The sequence below is a fragment of the Micromonospora tarensis genome (genome assembly GCF_016803395.1).
In the GTDB taxonomy this organism is placed as follows: domain Bacteria; phylum Actinomycetota; class Actinomycetes; order Mycobacteriales; family Micromonosporaceae; genus Micromonospora; species Micromonospora tarensis.
Map to the genome: position 1 here is coordinate 1 of NZ_JAEVHL010000018.1, position 24,526 is coordinate 24,526.

Sequence of the window (24,526 nt, forward strand, 5' to 3'; positions counted from 1 at the left end):
CACCGGGAGTTGGCAGTGGCTGTGGTGGGGCGCTGCTGCTCCAGGGCGGCGCGGTCAGACCCCACGGCGGTACGGGCGGTGCGCTCACCGGCGGCGCGGCGACCCGGTCGTCGCCGTGGCCGGGCCGGGCTGCACATTCCTCACTGTGGACTGACCCGGAGCGGCTTCGGTCCTGGTCGGGCCACCGCTTGTCGGAATGGCCGCGAACACCTCGGTCTGGCCGGACGGCGCCACCGGGTCCTGCCGTGCCGGTGCCACTCTGGCGTCGAGCAGTCCCAGCCCGGGGTCACCAGCCGCGCCGGGCGCGTCCACCGTGGCCGCGCGGTGGGGTCGACACCGGGAGTTGGCAGTGGCTGTGGTGGGGCGCTGCTGCTCCAGGGCGGCGCGGTCAGACCCCACGGCGGTACGGGCGGTGCGCTCACCGGCGGCGCGGAGACCGGTGCCCCGTACGGCGGCCCGGAGACGGGCGGCCCGAATCCGGGCGGCCCCGACGACCGGATAGCTGTGGGCTGGGTGGTGCGGAGACGGGGTGGGTGTGGCTGGGTGGTGCGGAGACCGACACCGGGGGAGCGGGTGGTGCGCTGACGGGGTGGGCCGGTGGTCCGCTGATCGGGTACGCCGGTCCCGGGTTGGAACTGCCCTGGGACGGTCGGCCCGGTGCGGTCGGGTCGACGCCGGACAGGTGGGGCGACTCGCTCGCTTCGGCTGGCCGGGTCGCGGCGCGAGCGGCCTCCTCGGCGAGCAGCGGTTCGATCTGCCGTACCTGGATGGTGGGGTTGTCCCAGCGAGGTGCCGGCACCGCCAGCGCCGACGGGGAGTCGGCCGGTGCCGTCGGCTGGGGTGGCAGGTCGGCAGCGGGTGGAGCCACCCGCTGCCGTGGGGCGGTCGCCGCTCCGGACGGTGGCCGCCGCTCGGGCGACGGAGCCGGCGCACCGTCAGCCCCTGGCCCGGATGACGGGCCGAGCGCTGGCCGGGAGAGGCCGGGCGGTTGCTCGTCGCCGCGTTGACGCGGCGGCAACGCACGCGCGGGCGGTTGCTCGACGGGTGGCGGTGTCGCGGTCGCACCGGGTTGGTGGGTGGCGGGTGGCCGTGGCGGTGTCGCGGCCGCGGCTTGTTCGTTGCTGGTGCGTGGCCGTGGCGGCATTGCTGCCTCGGGCGAGAGCTGGGCCGGGCGGGGGTGCGGCGGCGGTGGCGTGGGTGCGGCCATCGGCGGCCCGGCGTGCGCCGGGGTGACCGAGGAGGCGGCTGGCGGGACGGGTGCCGTCCGAGAAACCGGAGCCGGCGCTGCGGCGGCGTTGCTGGGCGGTGTGGGTGCGACCGGTGCGCGTACCGCCGGAGGGGTTGCCTGGGGCGTGGCCGGCGGTTGCGGCGGTGCCCAGGGTGAGGTGGCGGCCGGTGGATTACTCGCGGAGGGGCGCATCGCGGCCAGGGTCGCCAGCGACAGCGTCGGGCCGGACAGCGCCGACCGGGCATCGGGCTCGGCCGCCGGCGACCGGAGCCGGTCTCGGCGTCGGCGTCGGCGGTGCGGCCTGGTGCTGGCTCGACGCCGACGCGGGTAGGCCGAGGTAGTCGCGGGCGGCGCGTACCGCCGGGTGGTCCTCGCCGAGCGCGGCGGGCCCGGCGGTGGCCACCCGGGTGTAGTTGCGGCGGGCCTCATGCCGGTTACCCAGCTCCTCCGCCACCTCGGCCAGCTCGAACGCGAGCGCGAGCAGCACCGGGTCAGAATGCTCCCAACGCCGCTCGCCCGCCGCGAACGCCTCCTCCAACACCCGGCGGGCGGCGAGCGGGTCGTCCCCCTCCCGGTGCAGCCGGGCCAGCAGGTGCGCGGTGTGCAGCACCTCGGGGTGATCGGCGCCATAAGGCGGAGGAGCGGTTTCGACGGCCTCCGCGAGCAGGTGCCGGGCGGCGCTGAGGTCGCCCGTGGCGCGCAGGGCGAGGGCTCGGTGCTGGGCGGCTGCCAGAGGAGAGGGATGGGACACGGGGCAATGCTGCCGGCAGAGGCCGCCGGACGCTACCCGGACACGCTCCGGTGGGGTGCCGACCGGGTCGGCGGAGGCGGTGTGAGCAGTGGTGGAGGCGCTTGGAGAGCGGCACCGGAAGGCGATGTGCATGATCCACGGGCGGCGTGTACAGTAACTCCCCGTGCGGCCCGCCGTGCCGACCATCGGATGGAAAGATCATCTGGTCGGCGAGGTAGGCTGAACGAGCAGGTCCGGGTGGCGGAATGGCAGACGCGCTAGCTTGAGGTGCTAGTGCCCGTATAGGGCGTGGGGGTTCAAGTCCCCCCTCGGACACCAGAGTTCGTGGATATCCACGCGAGATCAACTCTCTTTCGCGTGGGGGACGCGAGCCGCGGCGACTCATATGTGCGCACCGAACCCAGCGAGTCGGTGTCACCTGCACTGACACCCTTGCCCTCGCGCTGGCGGGGGACTAGGTGAATCTCGGCCGCCTGCGCCCTCGCTGGCCCGATGAGCAGCTCGTCGAGGCGCTCGTTCCCACCCCATTGCCGGTCGCATCGCTGGAGCCGGTGCCGCTGCCGACACTGCCCGCGCCCGCCGCCCGCACGGGCGATGGGGTGCTGTTCGACGTGGGCCTACCCGACGCCGCCGGCCGGGTCACCGCTCGTGCGCTGTTGCGGGCCTTGGGCTGGGCACCGGGCCTCACCCTGCACGTCGACGTCGTGACTAGCGCAATCCTGATCACCTTGGCCGCCGAAGGCGCACACGTCGTGGGCACTCGCGAGGAGCTGCCCCTACCGGCCGCCGCCCGGCACCTGTGCGGCATCGCCACCGGCGAACCCGCCCTCCTGGCTGCCCTGCCACGCCAGAACCGCATTGTCGTGCACCCCTCAAACACCATCGCGGCGGTCCTGGCCGACCTGCACGCGCGCATTCTCGGAGAGCCCTCATGACCACGGATCCCGATCGTGTCGCCACCGCCCGAGCGCTGCTCGATCATCTCGGCCTCACCGCTGCCGACCTCACCTGGAGTAACCGGCCTGCCGTGCCGACAGTCGCCGAGTACCTGCCTGCTGTCGTCGCCGCGGCGAGCCCAGGCACCCGACGCACCTACGGCAGCTCCTGGAGACGAATGGCCGCAGCCCTCGGCGATCGGCGCATTGACGCGGTGCGCGCCAGCGACCTCGAAGCCCTCATGCGACAGGCCGCCGCCGGCGCCCGCCCTCGCTGCAACTCCCGTGACGGCCGGCACGCCGGTGAGCATCTCATCGCCGCTGCCCGCGCCTTCTACAACCGGGCCATCGCCGACGGCTACCTGACCACCGGGGACAGCCCTGCCCACCGGGTCCGCAAACCCCGCCGGCTGCCCAACACCCGCCGCGCCCTCACCCCCGACGAACTGTCCGACATCAACGCCGCTGCGCGCAGCGGCGGTAACGACATCGTGCTCGACGCGCTGTTGCTGCGCCTGCACACCGAAACGGCCTGTCGACGCGGCGGCGCCCTCGCGCTGCGCCTGATCGACCTGGACACCGACCACGCGCTCATCTGCCTGCGCGAAAAGGGTGGCACGCAACGCTGGCAGCCCATCACACCGATGCTCGCCAGCCGACTAAACGATCACGCCCGAGCCCGCGGCGCCGTGGTTCCGACCGACGCGCTGCTGCGCTACCGCAACGGCCAACCCGCCACCTACCGGCGCTACGACCTGATGTGGAAACGCATCGGCCGGCAGCTACCGTGGGTCGCCGTCCACGGCATCTCCACCCATTGGCTGCGCCACACCACCCTCACCTGGGTAGAGCGGCACTTCGGCTACGCCGTCGCCCGCGCCTACGCCGGACACACCGACCGCCGCGGACCCGCCACCACCACCTACATCAAAGCCGACCTCCACGCCGTCGCCACCGCCCTCGCCGCCCTCACCGGCCAGCCTCACCCACTGGCCGTCGTACCCGAACGGCAGGCCCCTCTGTATGAGGGGTGACGGCTGCCGGTCAGCCTCCCGCGAGGATGCAGTCCTACAAGCACCGTTCGATGGCCAGGATCAACTCATGTTTAGGGTGAAGTCGTCAACCAGTGCTTACACGCGGGCGTCGATGTCGTCGCGGACGATCCGGACGAAGGGCAGGTCTCTCCCGGCGGGGCTTGGGATGTCCCAGTCGAGGTAACGCTTGGCAGCGAGGATTGGACAGGCGTCTCCTCGATCAGCGGGCCGACGACTTCAGCGAGGGACCGGCCGGGCTTACTGGCACCTCCGCGCTACCCGTCCGAATCGTTCTCGTCGCGGGGGTGTGGAGCTGATCGGTGATACGCGGGAGAGTCGTGGGGAACTATGGGACGCCGAGGCGCGGTGTCGGGCGGTGCCGACGTCTCCTGCATCAACCTGGCCAGCCCGGCCCGGGTCGCCACCATCAGCAGTTTCTCGCCGCGCCGTAACCGGCGACCGGAAGGCAGTGAGGACGGCAGGCGAGCGCCGAGTGTATTGGTCACTTCGAGCAGCCACGCCTCGCCGGGTCTCCGTAGATCACCGACGGTCTGTTCCTCCAGAACCGAGTTCGGCGCCACGACGAGGTCAGCCATCAGTAGGACCCGTCGGTCGATCGGTATGGCTTCAAGGTGTTGGCCGAGCAGGCGCGCCGCGAAGAATGGCACCGCCAGGTAGCTGACGCTGCGCGAGATGGTGAGATCGAAGGCTCGCTGCACTTGTTCGGCGAAATCGCCGTCGAAAAGTCTCAGGACCACCCGCAGGTCGTGGTGGACGGACCGGCCGATCAACGCTGTCTCCAGGTTGACGGAGTCGTCGGACGTGATCACCACCAACGCACGGCTGGTGGGCACCGAGGCGGCCAGGAGTGTGTCGCGCCTGCTCGCATCGCCGATGATCAACGGTATCCCCAGTCCCCTGGCGACCTGTACACCACGCGCGTCGGCTGATTTGTCGATGGCGACGACGTCGACGCCGAGAGCGTGTAGCCCTTCGATCACATAACTGCCGACGCCTCCCAACCCCACCACCACAACGTGTTCCGCTATCCGCTTTGGCAGTGTGCCGTCGAGGACCTCAAGGCGGGCCTTGACGACGGCGTCGACGACGGCACCGGTCAACAGTGGGATCAGCGCGATACTGACGATCGTCAGGCCGAGTAGTGTCACCTGTTCCAGCGCACTGGCACTCAGCTCAGCGTCGGCTCCACCGAAGGCGGCGAGAGTAGCTGCGTAGATCGCCTCCCGCCAGGAGCCGTCCGAACGTTGCAGCGCCAGAATCGCGGACCCGGCGACCAGTAGGCCCACGAAACCCGCCAGCACGAACCGCAGCCTTCGCCACACCCGTCCGAGGATCGCCCCGACAGAGTGGCGCTGAGTGAGCCGGCGGCGAGGAGTCAGCGCTGCCGGTTTCCTGGGTACGGCGGAGGCGAGAACCAGGTCGGCTGCGTCTTGTTCCGCCCGTAGAACGTCGGCTTGCTCGCGCCCTTCGCTGACTGCCAGACCACACAGGACCTCGCGGGCGGGTACGTCATCTCGGCGTGCGACGACGAGGGCACCGCCGCGCAGCCCTTCGGTGGGCGTCACCTCGCCCACGGCTGCTGCCACGAACGCCGGCGCCGCCAGCGCTCCATCCGACAGCACCGTGCAGTACGGCAGTTGCGCGATGCCCTCACTCAGGCTCGTGTTGAACATCCGTACGACGATCCGCAGGCCCGGGTTGAGGCCGTGCGCCTGCAGGGCCGCCTCGATGTTCGCGACATCATTGCGCCCAACAAGGGCCAGGGCGTTTGCCTCGTCGAGCCTCGCCGACTGGAAGGCGTCGGTGTCCGGCCGCTCGGATTCGATGATCCGGACGCCGCCCAGTTTGGCGATCCGGCGGCCGTAGGTGGACGCCCGGGATGGCATGATTACCGTGACGGCCCGCTTGTGCCGGTTGATCAGTTCATCGGCCAAGCGGTAGGCCAGGGTGTCATCACCACAGATGACAAATCGCTGTATCGCCGGCACCTACCGGAACGTCGGCAGACACCGGGGTGACAGCCACACCGCCGATCGTATCGAGTGCGGACAAGGCCGCCTGGCTGGCGAGGTTGTGGGGACCTGTTGGGCGGTCACCATGCGCCGGGTCAGCCGGCGTGGTGCCAGTCTTCGACGGTGTCGGTCAGCGGATCTTTTTCGTCGCCCGTTTGCGGGGCGGCGTCAACAGCTCAGCGATCGCGGTGATCGCCGACGGCACCAGCCGGTAGTAGGCCCAGACGCCGCGCTTGTCGCGCTCGAGTAGGCCGGCCTCGGTGAGGATCCGAAGGTGATGACTCACGGTTGGTTGAGAGAGCCCGAGCGGCGCGGTGAGGTCACTGACGGACGCCTCGCCCTCGGGAGACGCCTGGATGAGGCTGAGCAGTCGCAGCCGGGCCGGGTCGGCGAATGCCTTCAGCACTCCCGCGAGCCGCTCGGCGTCGGCACGCTTGATCGGCTCGCCCGCAAGGGGCGAGATGGCAGGCATCGTCGTTTCCGCAGTTCCCACGTCATGCATCGTTGCAGCAACACCCCCGCCAGACCGGGGCAACGAGGCCTTGATCACGGTGAGGTTCTCGGGAGACGACTTTCCCGCGCCCGTTCCGGTCGTGTCGGCATGATGATCTGAAGAGCGAGGGGAGTGCCGGGGTGCCTGGATCGTGTGACGTGGTGGTCGTCGGGGGCGGGCAGGCCGGCCTGGCGGCGGGCTACTACCTGCGCCGCGCCGGCCTGGAGTACGTCATCCTCGATGCCCAGTCGCGGCCGGGTGGCGCGTGGCGTCATGGCTGGGACTCTTTGCGGTTGTTCTCCCCGGCGCCGTACAGCCCGCTGCCGGGGTGGGGGATGCCAAGCCAGGACGGTGAGGAGTTCCCGAGCGCCGGGCACGTCGTGGATTACCTGCGGGCCTACGAGCAGCGCTACGACCTTGCGGTGCGCCGGCCGGTCCGTGTACACGAGGTGTGGCCGGCGGGCGAGCTTCTGGCGGTGCAGACCGATGCCGGGATGTGGTCGGCCCGGTACGTCATCTCGGCGACCGGGACCTGGCAGTGCCCGTACCTGCCGGACGTCCCGGGCCGGGAGGAGTTCGGTGGCCGGCAGTTGCACACCGTGCTTTACGCCTCGGCGCTGGAGTTCCGCGGGCAGCGGGTCGTCATCGTCGGTGGAGGCAACTCCGGGGCGCAGATCCTGGCCGATGTGTCGCGGGTCGCCGAGGTCACCTGGGTCACCCAGCGCCCGCCACGGTTCATGCCGGACGACGTTGACGGTCGAGTGCTGTTCGATGTGGCCGCCCGCAAAGCCGCCGGTGGTGCCGGTGGCGGAGTGAGCGACTTGGGCGACATCGTGATGGTGCCCAGCGTCCGCGACGCCCGCGAGCGCGGCATGCTGCAGGCCCGTCCGATGATCACTCGGCTCAGCGCGCGCAGCGTGTGGTGGGCCGATGGCACCGAACAGCCGTGTGACGCGGTCATCTGGTGCACTGGGTTCCGGCCGAGCCTTGCCCACCTCGCGCCGCTGCTGCCGTCCTATGAACAGAAGGAGGTGGCTACCGACGGCACGCGGTCGGTAGACGAACCCCGGCTGTACCTGCTGGGGTACGGCGACTGGACCGGGCCCGCGTCCGCCACTTTGGTTGGCGCTGGCCGTACGGCAAAGGCCACGGTCGCCGATATCGCCGCCCGGATCCGCCCATAGAGACGGCATCGGCTGGCAGGACGCCGTTGAGTGGGGAAAGGCGGCTGCGGCCTGTCGGGCTGTCAGCGACGATGTGGCGGCGAGGTTCGCGTTGGGCGGATGCCGTACGGCAGGCCGTTCATGCCTGCCCGAACTTGCGGTCTTACCAGGCGCCGCCCGATCGCCGGGATCAACTCGTGGTGAGGGTGAGGTCGTCGATCAGCGCTCGTACGCGGGCGTCGATGTCGTCGCGGACGGTCCGGACGAAGGGCAGGTCCTTTCCGGCGGGGTCGGGGATGTCCCAGTCGAGGTAACGCTTGCCGGCGAGGACTGGGCAGGCGTCTCCGCAGCCCATGGTCACGATCACGTCGCTCGCGCCGAGAACGTCCGAGGTCAGGGGCTTGGGGTACGCCCGGCTGATGTCGACGCCCCACTCGCCGAGCGCCTCGATGACGTTGCGGTCCAGCCCGTCCGCCGGGTGCGAGCCCGCGCACCGCACGTGCACCCTGCCGTGTGCGTACCGGTCGGCGAGCGCGGTGGCGAGTTGGGAACGGCCGGCGTTGTAGGCGCAGAGGAACAGCACCTCGGGTACTGGTTTTTCGATGGTGCCTTCGACCTGCGCCAGGGCGGTGAGTCGTTCGGTGGCGAAGTTCTCCGTCAGTGCTGGCAGGTGGGTCTGGAGGCGGACAGTGCGGTGTAGGTACATGTAGGACTCGAAGACGTACCGTTCGACGGTCTCGGGGCCGAATACGCCGCTGAATCGGCTGGAGAGCCGTTTGGCGATCTGCCCGAGCACGTAGTCGACATCCCGGGTGTCTATTCCGTCGAACGGCCCGTCCATCACGTCGTCCTTAGGGTGTAACCGCTGGTGGGTGAGGTGGGCTGATCGGGGCAGGGTCGCTGCCGGTCACTGCCTGCGCTCGGCTAGGCATTGGTGACCTGGGTGGGGAAGAACCGGCGGCGGGCGGCGAGGCTGACGTAGACGAGGGCGACCAGGACCGGTACCTCGATCAGTGGTCCGACGACTCCGGCGAGAGCCTGGCCGCTGGTGACGCCGAACACGCCGATTGCCACGGCGATGGCGAGTTCGAAGTTGTTGCCAGCTGCGGTGAAGGCGAGCGTGGTGGTGCGTTCGTAGTTCAGGCCGATGGCCCGACCGATGGCGAATGAGCCGAACCACATGATCGCGAAGTACGCGAGCAGGGGAAGCGCGATACGGGCGACGTCCCAGGGTTGGGCGGTGATCGCGTCGCCTTGTAGGGCGAAGAGCAGCACGATGGTGAACAGCAGCCCGTACAGGGCGACCGGCCCGATGCGGGGCAGGAACTTCGCTTCGTACCAGTCGCGTCCCTTGGCCCGTTCGCCGAATTTGCGGGTGAGGTAGCCGGCGGCGAGGGGGATGCCGAGGAAGACCAGGACGCTGCCGGCGATGTCCCATCCGGAGACGGACAGTCCTGCCTGCTCCAGGCCGAGCCAGCCGGGCAGGACGGTGAGGTAGAACCAGCCGAGCACGCCGAAGGCGAGGACCTGGAAGACGGAATTGAGCGCGACCAGGACGGCGGCGGCTTCGCGGTCGCCGCAGGCGAGGTCGTTCCAGATGATGACCATGGCGATGCAGCGGGCGAGGCCGACGATGATCAGGCCGGTGCGGTACGCGGGCTGGTCGGGCAGGAGCAGCCAGGCCAGGGCGAACATGACGGCGGGGCCGATGAGCCAGTTGATCACCAGGGAGGAGATCAGTAGGCGTCGGTCGGAGGTGACGGTGTCGAGGCGGTCGTAGCGGACCTTGGCCAGGACCGGGTACATCATGATCAATAGACCCAGGGCGATGGGCACGGAGATCCCGCCGACCTTGACGTGGTCGAGGGCGTCGTCGAGTCCCGGGATCAGCCGGCCCAGGAGCAGCCCGGCGAGCATGGCGGCGCCGATCCATACCGGCAGGAGCCGGTCCAGCGTGGAGAGCCGGGGCGTGGTCTGCGCCGGGGTGGCCAGTGTCGTCATGTGCCTGGTTCCTCTGTTGGTTGCTCGGTGGGCGCGTCCGGGCCGCAGGGCCGTCTGCCCTCGGCGCCGGTGGGCGCATGGTCGGCGAGGGCGGCGATGCCCGCACCGAGTGCGCGGACCGCTTCCGGGCGGAGCCGGTAGTAGGTCCAGTAGCGGTGACGTTCGGTCTCCACCAGACCCGCCTGGCGCAGTGCCCGCAGGTGGTGGCTGATCAGCGGCTGGGTGACCCCCAGGTCTTCGACCAGGTGGCACACGCACAGCTGCTCCCGCGCCAGCGCCTGCATGACCCGCCAGCGCAGCGGATCAGCCATCGCCCGGAGCGCCGCAAGCTGCGTCTCATTCGTATCAACTGTCATTGAATTAAATCCTCGCTGATATGGATCGGATCGTCAACCTGCGGCCGGTGCTGAGTGAACGATTCGCGGTCCTGAAATTTGATGTCCATGTCGCGTTCATCCGCTGGTGGTGGGTTCGTCGCCTCGGAGTTCGCTGGCGGCCTATCCTCGTTCGCTGCCGCTACTGCCCGGTCACGGCGGTCGCAGCGCGATGACCTGCCTGTACCGCTGCGGGAACGCCTGCTCGCACGCGGTCCCCAATAACTCGGACAATCCGTACTTCGGTGACGTGGTCACCGCTGAGCTGTCCCGTCGCGGCCTGCTGCGCGCCGGTTCTCTCGGCGCCCTGGTCATCGGCGCCGGCGCCGTTGCTCTGGCCACCGATGCCGCCCCGGCGGAGGCCGTGGCCCCAGCGGGCCATACCGGGCCCCGCACACCAATCAACGGCGCAGGGCTGACGTTCAAGCCCATCCCGCCCAACACCCTGGACACCGTCATCGTGCCCAACGGCTGCGACAACGCGGTCATCCTCCGGTGGGGCGACCCGGTCGTGCCGGGAGCGCCGGCCTTCCGGGCCGATCGGCAGAGCGCCGCAGCGCAGGCCAAGCAGTTCGGCTACAACAACGACTGGCTCGTGACCCTGCCGCTGGACCGGCACGGCCGCCGGGCGCTGCTGGTGGTCAACCACGAGTACACCAACGAGAACCTGATGTTCCCCGGTTACACCACGCCGGAGGCGCTGACGGTGGAGCAGGTCCGGGTGTCGATGGCCGCCCACGGGCTCAGTGTGGTGGAGATCGAGCGGGTCGGTGACACCGGGCGGTGGGTGCCGGTTGCCCGCGGGACGCGGCGGTGGAACCGGCGGATCACCGCCGGCACACCGATGCGGTTCACCGGCCCGGCTGCCGGCTCGGCGCTGCTACGCACCGCGGCCGACCCATCCGGCACCATGGTCCTCGGCTCGCTGAACAACTGTGCCGGCGGACTCACCCCGTGGGGCACGATCCTGTCCGGCGAGGAGAACTTCAACCAGTACTTCGTCGGCGGCGACGCCGTCCCCGCCGGGGCCAAGCCTGCCCTGACCCGCTACGGCATCGACACCGTCAACCGCTACCCGTCCGGGTCACGCAAGTGGGAGCGCGCCGACGCCCGGTTCGACCTGAGCGCCCACCCGAACGAGGCCAACCGGTTCGGCTGGATCCTGGAACTCGATCCGCACGACCCGAACTTCACCCCGCGCAAGCACACGGCACCGGGTCGCTTCAAGCACGAGGGCGCGGAGATCATCCTCGCCCGCGACGGGCGGGTCGTGGCCTACATGGGCGACGACGAGCGCTTCGACTACCTGTACAAGTTCGTCTCGGACAAGAAGATGCGCCGGGGCGACAAGCCCTTCGACCGGGCACACAACATGACCCTGCTGGAGTCGGGAACGTTGTACGTCGCATCCTTTGGTTTCAGCTCCGCGCCTGAGATCGACGGCTCGGGCACGCTGCCCGCCGACGGGGCATTCAACGGCACCGGCCGGTGGATCCCCCTCGCCCGGGATCGGCAGTCCCTGGTTCCTGGCATGAGCGTCGATGAGGTCCTGGTGCACACCCGGCTGGCCGCCGACGCGGTCGGTGCCACGAAGATGGACCGCCCCGAGGACGTCGCGCCGAACCTGCGCACCGGCAAGGTGTACGCCGCGTTGACCAACAACACCCGCCGTGGTGCTGCCCGGCAACCGGCCGCTGACGAGGTCAATCCTCGATCGAACAACCGGCACGGCCATATCCTGGAGATCACTGAGGACGGCGGCGACAACGCGGCGACCACGTTCACCTGGACGGTTCCGATCGTGTGCGGCGACCCGGCCGACCCGTCGACGTACTTCGCCGGCTACGACAAGACCAAGGTCAGCCCGATCTCCTGCCCCGACAACCTCGACTTCGACGCCCACGGCAACCTGTGGATCTCCACCGACGGTAACGCGCTCGGCTCCAACGACGGCCTGTTCGCCGTGCCCCTCGACGGCCCCGAACGCGGACACGTGAAGCAGTTTCTCACCGTCCCGGTCGGTGCGGAGCAAGCGTCGGCATCGCTCAGCGACGACAACCGCACCGTGTTCGTCTCCGTCCAGCACCCCGGCGAGATCGATGGTGCGAGCATGGACAACCCCGCCTCCACCTGGCCGGATGGTGACTACGCCCGTCCGGCCGTGATCAGCGTCTGGGGCGTCGACGGCCGACACATCGGCGCCTGACCCCGTCACGTGAGCGGACGCCCGGACCACCACGGTCCGGGCGTCCGCCCCATGTCAACTCGTGCAGTCCGTCCTTGCGCTCAAGGGCTTTCTGCTGCGCCATCCGCCTTGGCTGGAGTGAACGAAGAGTGAACGGCAAGGGAATCGATGCAAAGCCTGAGAGCCGCTGGCAAGGGGAAATAAACACTCGCTTATGTTCAGCTTCCGTTCACCTAGTCGACGATATGCGATCACATAAGCAATCTTTTATGAGCTCGTCGGTGAAAGACAGCCGACCCCGAACGAGCACCGGCGATACCCGCCGGCCTGTCTGAAGAGGACGAATTGTGATCGAGACGGTGCGTGGGCTGGGCCTGGCGTCAGTCGCGCTGGTCCTGACGGTCGGTCTGGCTGCCTGTGGCAGCGACAACAACGACGGTGGCTCCGGGACCGGTGCCGCGGCTGAGCTGTCCGGCGACGTGAAGGTCGACGGATCGAGCACGGTCGGCCCGCTGAGCAAGGCGGCGGCCGAGCTGTTCGCCGACGAACAGCCCAAGGTGAACGTCACGGTGGGCATCACCGGCACCGGCGGCGGGTTCAAGAAGTTCTGCAACGGCGAGACCGACATCTCCGATGCCTCCCGGCCGATCAAGGACACCGAGAAGGCCGAGTGCGACAAGAACGGCGTCAAGTACGTCGAGCTGATCGTGGCCAACGACGCGCTGTCGGTGGTGGCCAGCAGGGACAACACCTTCGCTGACTGCCTGACGGTGCCGCAGCTCAAGGCGATCTGGGAGCCCGGCTCGAAGGTCAACAACTGGAACCAGGTCGACCCCAAGTTCCCGAACGAGCCGCTGAAGCTGTTCGGCGCGGGCACCGACTCCGGCACCTTCGACTACTGGACCGCTGCGATCAACGGCAAGGAGAAGGCGCACCGTACCGACTACACCCCGACCGAGGACGACAACGTCACCGTGCAGGGCGTGAGCGGTTCCAAGGGCGGGCTCGGGTACTTCGGGTTCACCTACTACGAGGAGAACGCGGACAAGCTGAAGCTCGTCAAGGTCGACGGCGGCGGCGGCTGCGTCGAGCCGAGCGTGGCCACCGCGCAGGACGGCAGCTACAAGCCGCTGTCCCGGCCGCTGTTCATCTACGTCTCCGACAAGGGCATCGCCAAGAAGCAGGTCAAGGGCTTCGTCGACTTCTACATCGTGAGCATCGACGAGGTCGTCAAGGAAGCCAAGTACGTGCCGCTGACCGCAGCCCAGAAGGAGACCCTGAAGTCCGAGTTCGCGACCCTGACAAAGGGCTGAGCGGACTCGTGGCGGTCATCACCCCCGGAGCCCCCGTCCCCGCCGCCTCTGTGCGGCGGGGACGCCGCCGGCCCGGCGAACGCATCATCGAGGGTTTCCTCGTCCTCGCCGCGGTGGTCTCCATCGCGACGACCATCGGCATCATCGTCTCGCTGCTGTTCCCCACCGTGGAGTTCTTCGGTGAGGTCAGCATCATCGAGTTCGTCACCGGTACGCAGTGGACCCCGTTGTTCTCGATCAAGCAGTACGGGGTGCTGCCGCTGCTGGTCGGCACGCTGTGGGTGACGCTCATCGCGACGGTCATCGCGGTGCCGCTGGGTATCGGGGCGGCGATCTACCTGTCCGAGTACGCCCATCCCGGCACCCGCAAGTTCCTCAAGCCGATCCTCGAGGTTCTCGCCGGCATCCCGACCGTGGTGTACGGGTTCTTCGCCCTGACCTTCCTCAATCCCATCCTGATCGACCTGTGGCCCAGCGACGGCAAGCCGGAGTTCCAGAACCTTCTGGTCGCCGGCATCGCGATGGGCATCATGATCGTGCCGACCGTGGCCAGCCTGGCCGAGGACGCGATGAGCGCCGTGCCGCAGAGCCTGCGCGAGGGTGCCTACGCCCTGGCGTCGACGAAGATGCAGGTCGCCACCCGCGTCGTGGTGCCCGGGGCGTTGTCGGGGATCGTCGCCGCGATCGTACTCGGGGTCTCCAGGGCGCTCGGAGAGACGATGATCGTCACGATCGCCGCCGGATTGAAGACCGATGGCATCCCGTGGTCGCCCATCGACGGCGCCGCGACCATGACCAGCTTCATCGCCGGCGCCGCCCAGGGTGACCTGCCGGTGGACTCCCTCGACTATCTGACCATCTTCGCGGTGGGCACCACCTTGTTCCTGTTCACCTTCGCCCTCAACGCCCTGTCTATCCGGCTGGTCCGCAAGTTCCGGGAGGTGTACGAGTGAGTGCGACGTCCACACCGCCGGCCTCCCACGCGGCGAACCCGCGCCACCGGCCGTCGCTGAGCCAGCGGCGGTCGCGCCCCGGGGAGGTGCTGTTCAAGCTCGCGTTGCAGTTCTGCCTGCTGGTCGCGTTCGCGTTCCTGGTCGCTTTGATTGCCTTCGCGGTCATCAAGGGCTGGAACCGTCTCGACCCTCGCCTGTGGGAGGAGATGCCCACCGGCGCTGCCTCCCGTGTCGCGCGCGCCGGCGTCCAGTCGGCGATCACCGGCACGCTGTGGGTCATCGGCCTGACCGCCGCGATCTGTCTGCCGATCGGCATCGCCTCGGCGATCTACCTGGAGGAGTACGCCGACAACACCCGCTGGTACAACCGGCTGCTGGAACTCAACATCCAGAACCTCGCCGGTGTCCCGTCGATCGTGTTCGGCATCCTCGGCCTCGGACTGATCGCCCGGGTGATCGGTCTCGGGTTCACCGTCATCACCGCCGCGATCGTGCTGTCCCTACTCGTCCTGCCCGTCGTCATCATCGCCAGCCGGGAGGCCCTGCGCGCAGTGCCGCGCTCGATCCGGCAAGCCTCCTACGCGCTCGGCGCGACCAGGTGGCAGACCACCTGGCGGCAGGTCCTGCCCGCCGCCGTCCCCGGCATGTCCACCGGCGCGATCCTCGCCCTGTCACGAGCCCTGGGGGAGGCGGCCCCGCTGATCCTGCTCGGCGCGGTCACCTTCATCCGGTTCAACCCCGACAGCCTGCTGTCGTCGTACACCACCCTGCCGATCCAGATCTACAACCTGATCAAGGAGCCGCAGGCCGAGTTCCAGGAGCTCGCCGCCGCGGCGATCGTGCTGCTGCTGGTCATCCTCCTCGCGCTGAACTCCGCCGCGATCCTCATCCGCAACAGGTTCCAGAAGCGCTGGTAGCAGGCCACCCCCACTGTGAGCGATCCGAACCGAAAGGCCCCCGACGTGACCGACACCGTGAGCAGCACCCGCCCGGCACCACCTCCGGTGGCGCTGGTCAACCCCGCCAACCGGAACGAAGGAGCACCCCGCGGCGGCGACGAGCAGGTCCTTCGTCTGGAGGATGTCAACATCTTCTACGGTGACTACCAGGCCGTCCGAGGCGTCGACATGACCATCGGCCGGCACCAGATCACCGCCCTGATCGGCCCCTCCGGGTGCGGCAAGTCCACCGTGTTGCGCTCGCTCAACCGGATGAACGACCTCATCCCCGGCGCCCGCGTCGCCGGCCGGGTCACCTACCACGCGAGGACCTCTACGCCCGTGAGGTCGACCCCATCGAGGTCCGCCGCCGTATCGGCATGGTGTTCCAGAAACCCAACCCGTTCCCCAAGTCGATCTACGACAACATCGCCTACGGGCCCCGCGTCACGGGCATGCGAGTGTCCAACATGGACGAACTGGTGGAGAAGGCCCTGCGCCGCGCCGCCCTGTGGGACGAGGTCAAAGACAAGCTGAAGCAGTCAGCTCTCGCCCTGTCCGGTGGGCAGCAGCAACGGCTGTGCATCGCCCGCACCATCGCCGTAAGCCCCGAGGTCATCCTCATGGACGAGCCGTGCTCGGCGCTCGACCCGATCGCCACCAGCAAGATCGAAGACCTGATGTTCGAGCTGAGCCGCGACTACACCATCGTCATCGTCACCCACAACATGCAGCAGGCCGCCCGGGTCTCGCACCGCACCGCGTTCTTCACCGCCGAGGTCGACGAGCAGGGCGAGCGACACGGCCGGCTCATCGAGTACGACACCACCAACAAGATCTTCACCAACCCGGCCCAGAAGCGCACCGAGGAATACATCACCGGCCGATTCGGCTGACCCGCCCAATCTCGTCAGCGAAGGCCAACAATGCAGCCCGATTCCATCGAGACGCCGCGGTGCCAACCCATGACACCGCAGACCACCAGGACCCGATTCCTGCTCCTGGTCCTCGACCCCGACACCAGCACGGCCAACGCCCTCGCCGAGCAGCTGCAGGAGCGGCAGATCGACGTCGTCGTCACCGGCGACCCGGCCGACGCCCTGCTGCAGGCCGGCGCGCTGCTACCCGACGCCGTCCTCACGGCCACCGACGTCCCGCCCATGCGCGGCTCGACCATCGCGCGCGCCCTGCACACCCGCGCCTGCATTCCCACCCTCGTCGGGGTGGGAGAGCACGACGGAATGGAAGGCAGCCTCGCCCTCGCCGCAGGTGCCACCGCCTGCGTCGCCCGACCGTACCGCGTCACGGAAATCCTGCCGATGCTGCGCGCGATCTCCCCGGACACCGCAGCGGACTTTCAGGTCGCCGTGGAGGTGGGGACGCTGCGGCTGGACCCGGCGGCGCACGAGGTGCGGCTGGCCGGCAGGCGCATCGAACTGCCGATGCGGGAGTTCGAGCTGTTGCACCTGCTCATGCTGCACGCCCGCCGGGTCGTCACCCGACACCAGATCAACCGGCTGCTCTGGAGCGGCGAAGGGGACGCGTCCAACACCCTGAACGTGCACATTCGGCGCCTGCGGCGCCGGCTCGGCGATAACCTGCGGAAACCCTCGATCATCGTTTCCGTACGCGGGATGGGATACCGTCTCGACCCACCGTAGTCACCTCGTGATCGGCGTCACTTGCTGTTCACCTTCCGGTCATTCGACCCCTGAGCAGGGCTTCCTAGACTCGGATCATGTCTTCCGCCGCCACCGCCCCGGCCGTCGCGCCTGCGTGCGCGCCCGCTCCGGTGGGGCCGCCGTTACCGCGCGTCGACGCCGAACAGTTCGCCCGGCTGTTCAAGGCCCTCTCCGACCCCACCCGGCTGCAGATCCTGTCGATCATCGAGGTCGCGCCGAGCGGTGAGGCGTGCGTCTGTGACCTGACCGAGGCGTTCGACATGACCCAGCCGGCGATCAGCCACCACCTGAAGATCCTGGTCGAGGCGGGCGTGCTGAATCGCAACAAGCGCGGCAGCTGGGTCTGGTACTCCCTCAACCCTGGGCAGCTGGAACCCGTCAAGCACCTCCTGCCGAAGCGGCGTCTCCTGCCGATCGTGTCCTGACCGGCTCGGCCGCTGGGCTCAGACGCGAAGCCGTTCGCCTCAGCGCTTCTCCGTCACCTCTCGCTGCCAGTTCGTGGCGGCGATCTGCACGGCGTCCCACGGGCTGCCCAACGGTGGGGTGTACGACAGGTCGAGCTCGGCGATGTCGGCGACGCTGGCGCCGTAGGAGATAGCGGTGGCGTACGTGTCGATGCGCTTGGCGATGTCAGCACCGCGGGTGCCGAGCAGTTGCGCGCCGAGGAGTCTGCCGGTGCGGCGGTCCCCGGTGACTCGGACTCGGACGGGTGTCGCGCCTGGGTAGTACGCCTTGTGATCGTCGGCGGTGGAGGCCACGGTGACCGGGTCGTAGCCGGCCTTGCGGGCGTGGTCGTCGCGCAGCCCGGTGCCGGCGGCGACGAGGTCGAAGACCTTGACGGCCTGGGTGCCCAGCGATCCGGCGAACAAGGCTTCCCCGCCGAGCGCGTTCGTGCCCGCGACCCGGCCCTGCTTGTGGGCGGTGCTGCCCAGCGGCAGGTACACGTGCCGGTCGAGGAGCCGGTGGTAGGTGTGCACACAGTCACCGGCGGCGAAGACGTCGGGCAGGTTGGTACGCATCTGTCGGTCGACCGCGATCGCACCGTGCACGCCGAGGGTGACGCCCGCGGTTGCGGCGAGGTCGGTGTCTGGGCGGACTCCGGTGACGACAAGGACGACGTCCGCCTCGTAGGTGGTGGCATCGGTGTCGACACGCAGCCGGTCGCCGTCGGAGGTGACGGCGTGAACCGTGGTGGCGCACCGCACCGTGACGTCCTGACCTTGCAGGTGCTCGGCGAGGGGTTGGGCCAGCTCCGGGTCAATGGTGGGCATGACCTGGTTGACCTGCTCGATGAGGGTGACCTGCAGGCCGCGGGTGGTGAGCGCTTCGGCCATTTCCAGGCCGATGTAGCCGGCGCCGACGATGACCGCCGAGCGCGCCCGGCGCTGCTGCACCGATTGCAGGAGGGCGAAGGTGTCACCCATGGTGTGCAGCGTGTGGAGGCCGTCGGCCGGCCCGAGCTGGTTGAGGCCAGCGATCGGTGGGCGTACCGCGACGGCCCCGGTGCCGATGACGAGCCGGTCGTAGTCCAGGGTCGTGGTGGTGCCGTCCGGCGTGGTCGCGGTGACCGTGTGCGTGCCCGCGTCGATGGCGGTGGCACGGTGATTGAGCCTCACCCGCAGGCCGGCCTTGTTCAGGTCGTCGCTGCTGCGGTGGGCGAGGCTGCGCCAGTCGGGGACATCACCGGACACGTGGTACGGGATGCCGCAGATGCTGAAGTTCGGGTAGGCATCGGCGACGAGGAGCGTCACCTCGGCGCCGGGGTCGAGTTCACGGGCGCGCAGGCCGGCGCTGATACCGGCGTCGCTGCCACCGATGACGAGCAGACGCGTCACGTTTCTCCCTGCGAGGGTTGGGTGGCCGCCGGCACCGGCGAACCCGGGGACGGCTCAGGACTGGGCGGCGAGGTACCGCTCGGCGTCGAGGGCGGCGGCGCAGCCGGTGCCGGCGGCGGTGATGGCCTGGCGGTAGGTGTGGTCGACGAGGTCGCCGGCGGCGAAGACGCCGGGCAGGTTGGTGCGGGTGCCGGGGGAGTCGACGGTGACGTAGCCGTCGTCGTCGAGCCTCACCTGGCCGCGGAAGAGTTCGCTGCGAGGGTCGTGGCCGATGGCGACGAACACGCCGGTGACATCCAGGACGCGGGTCTCGCCGGTGTGGACGTCGCGCAGGCGGGCCCCGACGACGGCGCCGTCCTGGCCGAGGATCTCCTCGACGACGCTGTTCCACACCACCCGGATCTTGCCGTTACTCAACGCGCGCTCGGCCATGATCTGGCTGGCGCGGAACGTGTCGCGGCGGTGGACGATGGTGACAGTGCGGGCGAAGCGGGTGAGGAAGGTGGCTTCTTCCATCGCGGTGTCGCCGCCGCCGACCACCGCGATGTCCTGGTCCCGGAAGAAGAACCCGTCGCAGGTGGCGCAGGCGGACACGCCGTGGCCGAGAAGTTCCTGCTCGCCGGCAACGCCGAGGGGGCGCCAGGCGGAACCGGTGGCCAGGATGACCGCGTCCGCCTGGTAGGCCTTTTCGCCGACCCACACGGTCTTGGTAGGGCCGGTGAGGTCGACGCGGGTGACGTCGTCGGTGATGAACTGGGCGCCGAAGCGGTCGGCCTGCTTGCGCATGGTGTCCATCAGGTCGGGGCCGGTGATCCCGTCGGGGAAGCCGGGAAAGTTCTCCACCTCGGTGGTGGTCATCAGCGCACCGCCGGACTGGCTGCCCTCGATGACGAGAGGCGCGAGGTTGGCGCGGGCGGCGTAGAGGGCGGCGGTGTATCCGGCGGGTCCGGAGCCGATGATGATCAGGCGGTGCGAGTCGGACACGGGAGGTCTCCTGCTCAGGGGAGAGCCGCCCGCCGACGACGGGGTCGGCGAGCGGGGGGTGGTTGACAGGGTCAGGCGGCGGTGCGCAGCTCGCCGAGGAGCTTCTCCACCCGGGTACGGATCTCGTCGCGGATCGGGCGCACGGATTCGACGCCCTTGCCGGCGGGGTCTTCGAGCTTCCAGTCCTCGTAGCGCTTGCCCGGGAAGACGGGGCAGGCGTCACCACAACCCATGGTGACGATGACGTCCGATGACTCGGCCGTGGCGTACTCGAGGAGTTTCGGCGTCTGGCCGGTGATGTCGATGCCGACCTCGCGCATCGCCTCGACGGCGGCAGGGTTGACGGTGTCGGCGGGGGCGGAGCCGGCGGAGCGGACTTCGACGGTGTCGCCGGCGAGGTGGCGCAGCCAGCCGGCGGCCATTTGGGAGCGGCCGGCGTTGTGGACGCAGACGAACAGGACGCTGGGCTTGTCGGACATCAGGAGCCTTTCTTGCAGGGTAGGTTGCGGAGCCGGTTGACCGGCGCCCGGTCAGGTATCGCGGGCAGGGTGCGGGCGGGGTCGCTGTTGCGGTCGAGCAGGTCGTAGCGGCCGACGGGACGCGATGGATTCATCAGTTCCCGATGCCCCACTCTGCTGCGGCTCGGTGCTCATGCGGTGCGGTCGGTCGCTGGATCGCGCTCGGTCACCGCGTGGGTAGGGCTGGTGTCAGTCGTAGCGCTCGCCCGAGTTCATGGCGGCGGTGACGATGGGGGCGACGCGGTCGATGCGGGCGGCGAGGTCGGTGAACGCGGCCTCGAAGGCGTCGTCGGTGTCGATGCGGACCGGGTCGGGGACCGACCAGTGCAGCCGGGGCCGGGCCGGGTCGGTGAGTTCCTCGTGGGCGTTGTCGCAGACGGCGATCAGCAGGTCGTCGTCACGCACGATGTCCGCGACGTGCGCGGTGCCGGTCGCGTCCAGCAGCAGCCCGTGGCGCTGAGCCACGGCGACGGCGCGCGGATGAACCCGCTCTGCCGGCTGCGTTCCGGCCGATGCCGCCGAGGTGTGCGTGCGGTCCGACCAGAGGGCGGCGGCGAGCTGCGAGCGGGCCGAGTTGCGGGTGCAGACGAACACCACCCGACCCACGCCGGCCATCGGCGCTGGCGTCAACGCGGTCAATGCCTCGGGCCGCAGCCGCAGGTAGGTGCGACGGCGGTCTCCCTCGGACCGGCCGCGAACGACGAGGCCGGCCTCGCTGAGGACCTTGACGTGGTGGGCGACCAGATTCGTCGGCATCTGAAGGTCGTGGGCGATCTCGCCAGGAGAGGCGTCGCCCAAGGTGAGCGCGTCGACGACCGCCAGGCGCGACGGATCGCCGAGCGCGGCGTGAATCCGGGCGCGCCCCGACAGCGATGCAAGCTCAGTAGTCATTGACTCAACTATTGCTGACCTACAGGAATGTTGTCAAGTGGCGGCGAGTCGGCGGCCCGACTGGTCGGAGGCTCGGCCGAGGCTGACGCTCGGGCCTGAGGTGCGCCGAGCGGGCAGGCGGCTCGCGCCGAGGGCGATTGGCCGGGAAGCAGGGGTTCACGTCACGGCTGGGCCGTGCGGCTGCTGTCAGCAGCAGGTCATCAGATACGACTGCAGCTCGGCCAGCGCCGCGACGGCGCCGTCGCGGTCGGCGCGGTAGTACACGGTCTTCCCCTCGCGCCGTGAGGTCACGATCCGCCCCCGGCGTAGCAGGGTCAGCTGCTGCGACGCTGTCGCTTGGCTGATGCCCGTGCGCTCGGCGACTTCCCCTACGGACATCTCGGCGCCTTGGGAGAACAGCATCATGATCCGCTGTCGCGTCGGGCTGCCGAGCGCCTTGAGGAACTCCTGCGTGTCCGGCCCGAGCCCGGTTGGTGCGGCGTCGGGCGCGACCGCTGCGGGCTCTGGCTCATCCATGGCCCCACCTTCTCGCATCACCATCATATTGTCATTCAACTAAACGACGATATGATGTTGGAGTGACCACCTCTAAAGAACCCGTCGTCATCGTCGGCGGCGGCCAGTCCGGTCTCGCCGCCGCCCACGCCGCCCTCTCCGCTGGCCTGCGCCCCGTCGTCCTGGAAGCAGGCACCGCGCCGGTGGGGTCCTGGCCCGACTACTACGACAGCCTCACCCTGTTCTCCCCGGCCCGTTACAGCAGCCTGCCCGGCATGGCCTTCGACGGGGGAGACCCCGACCGCTACCCGACCCGCGACGAGGTCGCCGCCTATCTGCGCCGCTATTCCGCAAGCATCGACGCCGAGATCCGCACCGGCACCCGGGTAACCGCTGTGCACCCGCGCCCGGGCGGGGGCTACCTCGTCCAGACCGACGGCGGCGACGAGATTGCTGCGGCGGGCATCGTCGCCGCGAGCGGATCCTTCGGCAATCCGTACCTGCCGGTACTGCCCGGCAAGGATGCCTACGTCGGCGAGGTGCGGCATGTCGCGCACTACCGGCGGCCCGAGCCGTATGCCGGCAAGCGGGTCCTCGTCGTGGGTGCCGGGAACTCCGCCCTCCAGGTCGCCTACGAGCTCGCGCCACACGCGAGGGTCACCCTCGCCACCCGGGCGCCGATCCAGTTCATGCCGCAGCGCGTCCGAGGCCGGGACCTGCACCACTGGCTCCGCGTCACCGGTGCGGACCTGCTGTCCCGAGCAGTGCTCACCCGACTCGTCCGCCATGCCGCCGTGCTTGACACCGGCGTCTACCGCGACGCGATCACCGCCGGCCTGCTTGCCCGCCGGGAAATGTTCACCGCCTTCACCGCCGACGGCGTCATCTGGGCGGACGGTACGCACGAGGCGCTCGATGCGGTGATCTTTGCGACCGGCTACCGCCCGCACCTCGACTACCTCGCTCCGCTCGGCACCCTGGATGACGGCATGCCCCGCCACGTTGCAGGTGTCTCCACGACCCATCGAGGACTGGTCTATCTCGGGTTGGAGTTCCAGCGGTCGTTCTCGTCGAACACCCTTCGCGGCGTCGGGCGCGACGCGGCGCATGTCGTTGCCGCCCTCGCTGCCTACCAGTCCGGCCGATCGCGGCGCCGGTTGCAGCCTATGACGCGGTTGCCGGTTCGATGCTGAGCAGCGCCGCGAGTTGGCGCAGGACGGCCGGCCGAGCCCGGTAGTACACCCAGGTGCCGCGCCGCTCGGCGTCGACGAGGCCGGCCTCCCGCAGGGTCTTGAGGTGATGCGAAATGGTGGGGCCGGTGAGGTTGAAGGCCGGGGTGAGGTCGCAAACGCACGCCTCTCCGCCCTCGGCAGAGGCGATCATCGACATCAGCTGCAGCCGGACCGGATCGCCGAGGGCCTTGAACGCCGGCGCGAGCAGCGCGGCGGTCTCGGCCGGCACGCGGTGCTGCGCCAGGGGTTGGCAGCAGAACACCTCGGCGGTCACGTCGGCGAGGGTGAGGGGCGCAGCTTGCTTCGACATTCCTCTAGGTTGACATCCCTCTAATCAATGTGCAACTGTCTGTTTCGACAGACGTCGAGACAGTGGGGAGATGGAGGAGATCATGTTCAGGCTCACGCGCCGACCGAGGGCATCGACGGCCGGTGTCCGATTTTGCGACTCCTGTGCCGAGGTGAGCACCGCCGAGCAGCGTGCCCGGCGCCGCTTCGACGCGACGCGGGCCGCCCACGCGACCTTCGGTCGATGATCGCCGCTCGCGGTTGGTAGGCTTAATCGCCTATCGGCGATGAACGATGAAGGGGTGGTGGGGGTGGCCGAGCTACTCGATCGGACGACGGCGCAGACATACGCGTCGTGGTTCCGGGCGCTAGCTGACCCGACTCGAGTGCAGATCGTCGAGTACCTTGCCCGGCAGGCTCAGGCGATGAGCGTGAGGGAGATCGTCGCCGCGATCGGCTTGGCGCAGTCCACCGTCTCGCAGCACCTGAAGATCCTCACCGAGGTGCGATTCGTCCTCGTCGAACCGATCGGCACCGCCCGCCACTACCGGATCAACGACGCCTGCGTCGACTGCTTCCCCTCCGCCGCGGACGTCGTCATGGGCCGACCTGCCCCGAACCCGAACGGAGCCTGCTGATGGCCGACAGCACGGTGCGCCCCCTGCGGGACGATGACGCCGAGCGGGTCCTGGCGATCTACCAGGCCGGACTCGACGCCGGCAATGCCAGCTTCGAGACGACCGCACCCACCTGGGCGGCGTTCGACGCGGCGAAGCTGCCCGAGCACCGTTTCGTGGCGGTCGACGGGACCGACACGGTGGTCGGTTGGATCGCCGTCGCGACCACCTCGGGTCGCGCGGTCTACGCCGGTGTGATCGAGCACTCCGTCTACGTCGATTCCGCCGCGCAGGGCCGCGGCGTCGCCCGGCTGCTGCTCGACACACTGATCGCCTCTACCGACGCCGCCGGCATCTGGACCATCCAGTCCGGAGTCTTCCCCGACAACGCCGCCAGCCTCACCCTGCACGCGCGGGCCGGCTTCCGGGTCATCGGCGTGCGCGAGCGGGTCGGTCGCCACTACGACCGCTGGCGTGACGTCGTCCTGCTCGAGCGGCGCAGTCCCGTCGTCACCTGACCGACCCCGGCCCCGCAACCGCGGAGTCCCGTCTACCCATTTGATTCGACAGTCATCAACGCAGA

At 69.3% G+C, this 24,526-nt stretch carries 26 protein-coding genes, 1 tRNA gene and 1 pseudogene; 15 read left to right on the top strand and 13 right to left on the bottom strand.

Annotated features, from left to right (window positions below; translation table 11 throughout):
* Positions 1-1,400 precede the first annotated feature (1,400 nt).
* A complete protein-coding gene (locus JM949_RS06585; protein ID WP_309232033.1) occupies positions 1,401-1,979 on the bottom strand; it encodes a tetratricopeptide repeat protein in 579 nt (192 codons plus the stop codon).
* A 231-nt stretch (positions 1,980-2,210) separates the two neighbouring features.
* On the opposite strand from JM949_RS06585, the gene JM949_RS06590 reads away from it, so the two are divergent.
* From JM949_RS06590 to JM949_RS06600, 3 genes are all read left to right on the top strand, one after another.
* A tRNA-Leu gene (locus JM949_RS06590) sits at positions 2,211-2,297 on the top strand.
* A 140-nt stretch (positions 2,298-2,437) separates the two neighbouring features.
* A complete protein-coding gene (locus JM949_RS06595; RefSeq protein ID WP_203147555.1) occupies positions 2,438-2,914 on the top strand; it encodes a hypothetical protein in 477 nt (158 codons plus the stop codon).
* On the top strand, positions 2,911-3,948 hold the full coding sequence (locus tag JM949_RS06600) for a tyrosine-type recombinase/integrase (protein ID WP_203147556.1): 1,038 nt from the start codon (positions 2,911-2,913) through the stop codon (positions 3,946-3,948). Before JM949_RS06595 ends, JM949_RS06600 begins: the two co-directional genes overlap by 4 nt.
* A gap of 275 nt (positions 3,949-4,223) precedes the next feature.
* Here the strand turns inward: JM949_RS06600 and JM949_RS06605 are convergent, their stop codons facing one another.
* Together JM949_RS06605 and JM949_RS06610 are read right to left on the bottom strand one after the other, a co-directional pair.
* Positions 4,224-5,957, bottom strand: a complete 1,734-nt coding sequence (locus JM949_RS06605) for an NAD-binding protein (protein ID WP_203147557.1) — start codon at positions 5,955-5,957, stop codon at positions 4,224-4,226.
* A gap of 154 nt (positions 5,958-6,111) precedes the next feature.
* Positions 6,112-6,483, bottom strand: coding sequence for an ArsR/SmtB family transcription factor (locus JM949_RS06610; protein ID WP_203147601.1), 372 nt, complete (start codon positions 6,481-6,483; stop codon positions 6,112-6,114).
* A 131-nt stretch (positions 6,484-6,614) separates the two neighbouring features.
* On the opposite strand from JM949_RS06610, the gene JM949_RS06615 reads away from it, so the two are divergent.
* Positions 6,615-7,658: an ArsO family NAD(P)H-dependent flavin-containing monooxygenase gene (locus JM949_RS06615; protein WP_203147558.1), complete on the top strand. Its 1,044-nt coding sequence runs from the start codon at positions 6,615-6,617 to the stop codon at positions 7,656-7,658.
* A gap of 169 nt (positions 7,659-7,827) precedes the next feature.
* Here the strand turns inward: JM949_RS06615 and JM949_RS06620 are convergent, their stop codons facing one another.
* The 3 genes from JM949_RS06620 to JM949_RS06630 all read right to left on the bottom strand — a co-directional run bounded on the left by JM949_RS06620 (position 7,828) and on the right by JM949_RS06630 (position 9,994).
* Positions 7,828-8,478 (bottom strand): arsenate reductase ArsC, encoded by a 651-nt coding sequence (locus tag JM949_RS06620; protein ID WP_238432698.1) that lies wholly within the window; start codon positions 8,476-8,478, stop codon positions 7,828-7,830.
* 83 nt (positions 8,479-8,561) lie between these two features.
* Positions 8,562-9,638 (bottom strand): ACR3 family arsenite efflux transporter, encoded by a 1,077-nt coding sequence (gene arsB, locus JM949_RS06625; protein ID WP_203147559.1) that lies wholly within the window; start codon positions 9,636-9,638, stop codon positions 8,562-8,564.
* A complete protein-coding gene (locus JM949_RS06630) occupies positions 9,635-9,994 on the bottom strand; it encodes an ArsR/SmtB family transcription factor (protein WP_203147560.1) in 360 nt (119 codons plus the stop codon). Before JM949_RS06630 ends, arsB begins: the two co-directional genes overlap by 4 nt.
* A 133-nt stretch (positions 9,995-10,127) precedes the next feature.
* Between JM949_RS06630 and JM949_RS06635 the strand changes: the two genes are divergently transcribed.
* The 7 genes and pseudogenes from JM949_RS06635 (at position 10,128) to JM949_RS06665 (ending at position 17,508) form a co-directional block, all read left to right on the top strand.
* On the top strand, positions 10,128-12,218 hold the full coding sequence (locus JM949_RS06635) for a PhoX family protein (protein ID WP_203147603.1): 2,091 nt from the start codon (positions 10,128-10,130) through the stop codon (positions 12,216-12,218).
* Between the two features lie 326 nt (positions 12,219-12,544).
* Entirely contained in the window at positions 12,545-13,510 is a 966-nt protein-coding gene (locus JM949_RS06640) for a PstS family phosphate ABC transporter substrate-binding protein (protein WP_309232034.1), read from the top strand.
* An 8-nt stretch (positions 13,511-13,518) separates the two neighbouring features.
* On the top strand, positions 13,519-14,463 hold the full coding sequence (gene pstC, locus JM949_RS06645; protein WP_309232035.1) for a phosphate ABC transporter permease subunit PstC: 945 nt from the start codon (positions 13,519-13,521) through the stop codon (positions 14,461-14,463).
* Positions 14,460-15,380 carry a phosphate ABC transporter permease PstA gene (gene pstA, locus JM949_RS06650; protein WP_203147561.1) on the top strand — a complete coding sequence of 307 codons (921 nt, stop codon included), beginning with the start codon at positions 14,460-14,462 and terminating at the stop codon, positions 15,378-15,380. Before pstC ends, pstA begins: the two co-directional genes overlap by 4 nt.
* A 210-nt stretch (positions 15,381-15,590) precedes the next feature.
* Positions 15,591-16,297, top strand: a pseudogene (gene pstB, locus JM949_RS06655) (phosphate ABC transporter ATP-binding protein PstB).
* A 69-nt stretch (positions 16,298-16,366) separates the two neighbouring features.
* On the top strand, positions 16,367-17,062 hold the full coding sequence (locus tag JM949_RS06660) for a response regulator transcription factor (RefSeq protein ID WP_203147562.1): 696 nt from the start codon (positions 16,367-16,369) through the stop codon (positions 17,060-17,062).
* A 77-nt stretch (positions 17,063-17,139) separates the two neighbouring features.
* Positions 17,140-17,508 carry an ArsR/SmtB family transcription factor gene (locus tag JM949_RS06665; RefSeq protein ID WP_109817796.1) on the top strand — a complete coding sequence of 123 codons (369 nt, stop codon included), beginning with the start codon at positions 17,140-17,142 and terminating at the stop codon, positions 17,506-17,508.
* A gap of 39 nt (positions 17,509-17,547) precedes the next feature.
* On the opposite strand, the gene JM949_RS06670 is transcribed toward JM949_RS06665, so the two are convergent.
* The 6 genes from JM949_RS06670 to JM949_RS06690 form a co-directional block, all read right to left on the bottom strand.
* Complete coding sequence (locus tag JM949_RS06670) at positions 17,548-18,918, bottom strand: FAD-dependent oxidoreductase (protein ID WP_203147563.1); 1,371 nt, start codon at positions 18,916-18,918, stop codon at positions 17,548-17,550.
* A 54-nt stretch (positions 18,919-18,972) separates the two neighbouring features.
* Complete coding sequence (gene trxB / locus JM949_RS06675; protein ID WP_203147564.1) at positions 18,973-19,902, bottom strand: thioredoxin-disulfide reductase; 930 nt, start codon at positions 19,900-19,902, stop codon at positions 18,973-18,975.
* Between the two features lie 71 nt (positions 19,903-19,973).
* A complete protein-coding gene (locus JM949_RS06680; RefSeq protein ID WP_109817794.1) occupies positions 19,974-20,381 on the bottom strand; it encodes an arsenate reductase ArsC in 408 nt (135 codons plus the stop codon).
* Positions 20,381-20,515 (bottom strand): hypothetical protein, encoded by a 135-nt coding sequence (locus JM949_RS38475; protein ID WP_255545536.1) that lies wholly within the window; start codon positions 20,513-20,515, stop codon positions 20,381-20,383. The genes JM949_RS06680 and JM949_RS38475 overlap by 1 nt, the downstream gene beginning before the upstream one ends.
* A 94-nt stretch (positions 20,516-20,609) precedes the next feature.
* Entirely contained in the window at positions 20,610-21,311 is a 702-nt protein-coding gene (locus JM949_RS06685; protein WP_203147565.1) for an arsenate reductase/protein-tyrosine-phosphatase family protein, read from the bottom strand.
* 186 nt (positions 21,312-21,497) lie between these two features.
* On the bottom strand, positions 21,498-21,827 hold the full coding sequence (locus tag JM949_RS06690) for an ArsR/SmtB family transcription factor (RefSeq protein ID WP_203147566.1): 330 nt from the start codon (positions 21,825-21,827) through the stop codon (positions 21,498-21,500).
* A 62-nt stretch (positions 21,828-21,889) separates the two neighbouring features.
* Here JM949_RS06690 and JM949_RS06695 point away from each other — a divergent pair, with 62 nt between their 5' ends.
* On the top strand, positions 21,890-22,999 hold the full coding sequence (locus tag JM949_RS06695; RefSeq protein WP_203147567.1) for a flavin-containing monooxygenase: 1,110 nt from the start codon (positions 21,890-21,892) through the stop codon (positions 22,997-22,999).
* On the opposite strand, the gene JM949_RS06700 is transcribed toward JM949_RS06695, so the two are convergent.
* A complete protein-coding gene (locus JM949_RS06700; protein WP_203147568.1) occupies positions 22,971-23,348 on the bottom strand; it encodes an ArsR/SmtB family transcription factor in 378 nt (125 codons plus the stop codon). The two genes, JM949_RS06695 and JM949_RS06700, sit on opposite strands and share 29 nt — an antisense overlap.
* Before the next feature lie 70 nt (positions 23,349-23,418).
* Between JM949_RS06700 and JM949_RS06705 the strand changes: the two genes are divergently transcribed.
* Genes JM949_RS06705 through JM949_RS06715 form a run of 3 tightly spaced genes read left to right on the top strand, consistent with a single transcriptional unit; the run spans position 23,419 to position 24,461 of the window.
* Positions 23,419-23,574, top strand: coding sequence for a hypothetical protein (locus tag JM949_RS06705; RefSeq protein WP_203147569.1), 156 nt, complete (start codon positions 23,419-23,421; stop codon positions 23,572-23,574).
* Positions 23,575-23,613: 39 nt separating this feature from the next.
* A complete protein-coding gene (locus tag JM949_RS06710) occupies positions 23,614-23,964 on the top strand; it encodes an ArsR/SmtB family transcription factor (RefSeq protein ID WP_203147570.1) in 351 nt (116 codons plus the stop codon).
* Positions 23,964-24,461: a GNAT family N-acetyltransferase gene (locus tag JM949_RS06715; protein WP_203147571.1), complete on the top strand. Its 498-nt coding sequence runs from the start codon at positions 23,964-23,966 to the stop codon at positions 24,459-24,461. Before JM949_RS06710 ends, JM949_RS06715 begins: the two co-directional genes overlap by 1 nt.
* Positions 24,462-24,526 lie beyond the last annotated feature (65 nt).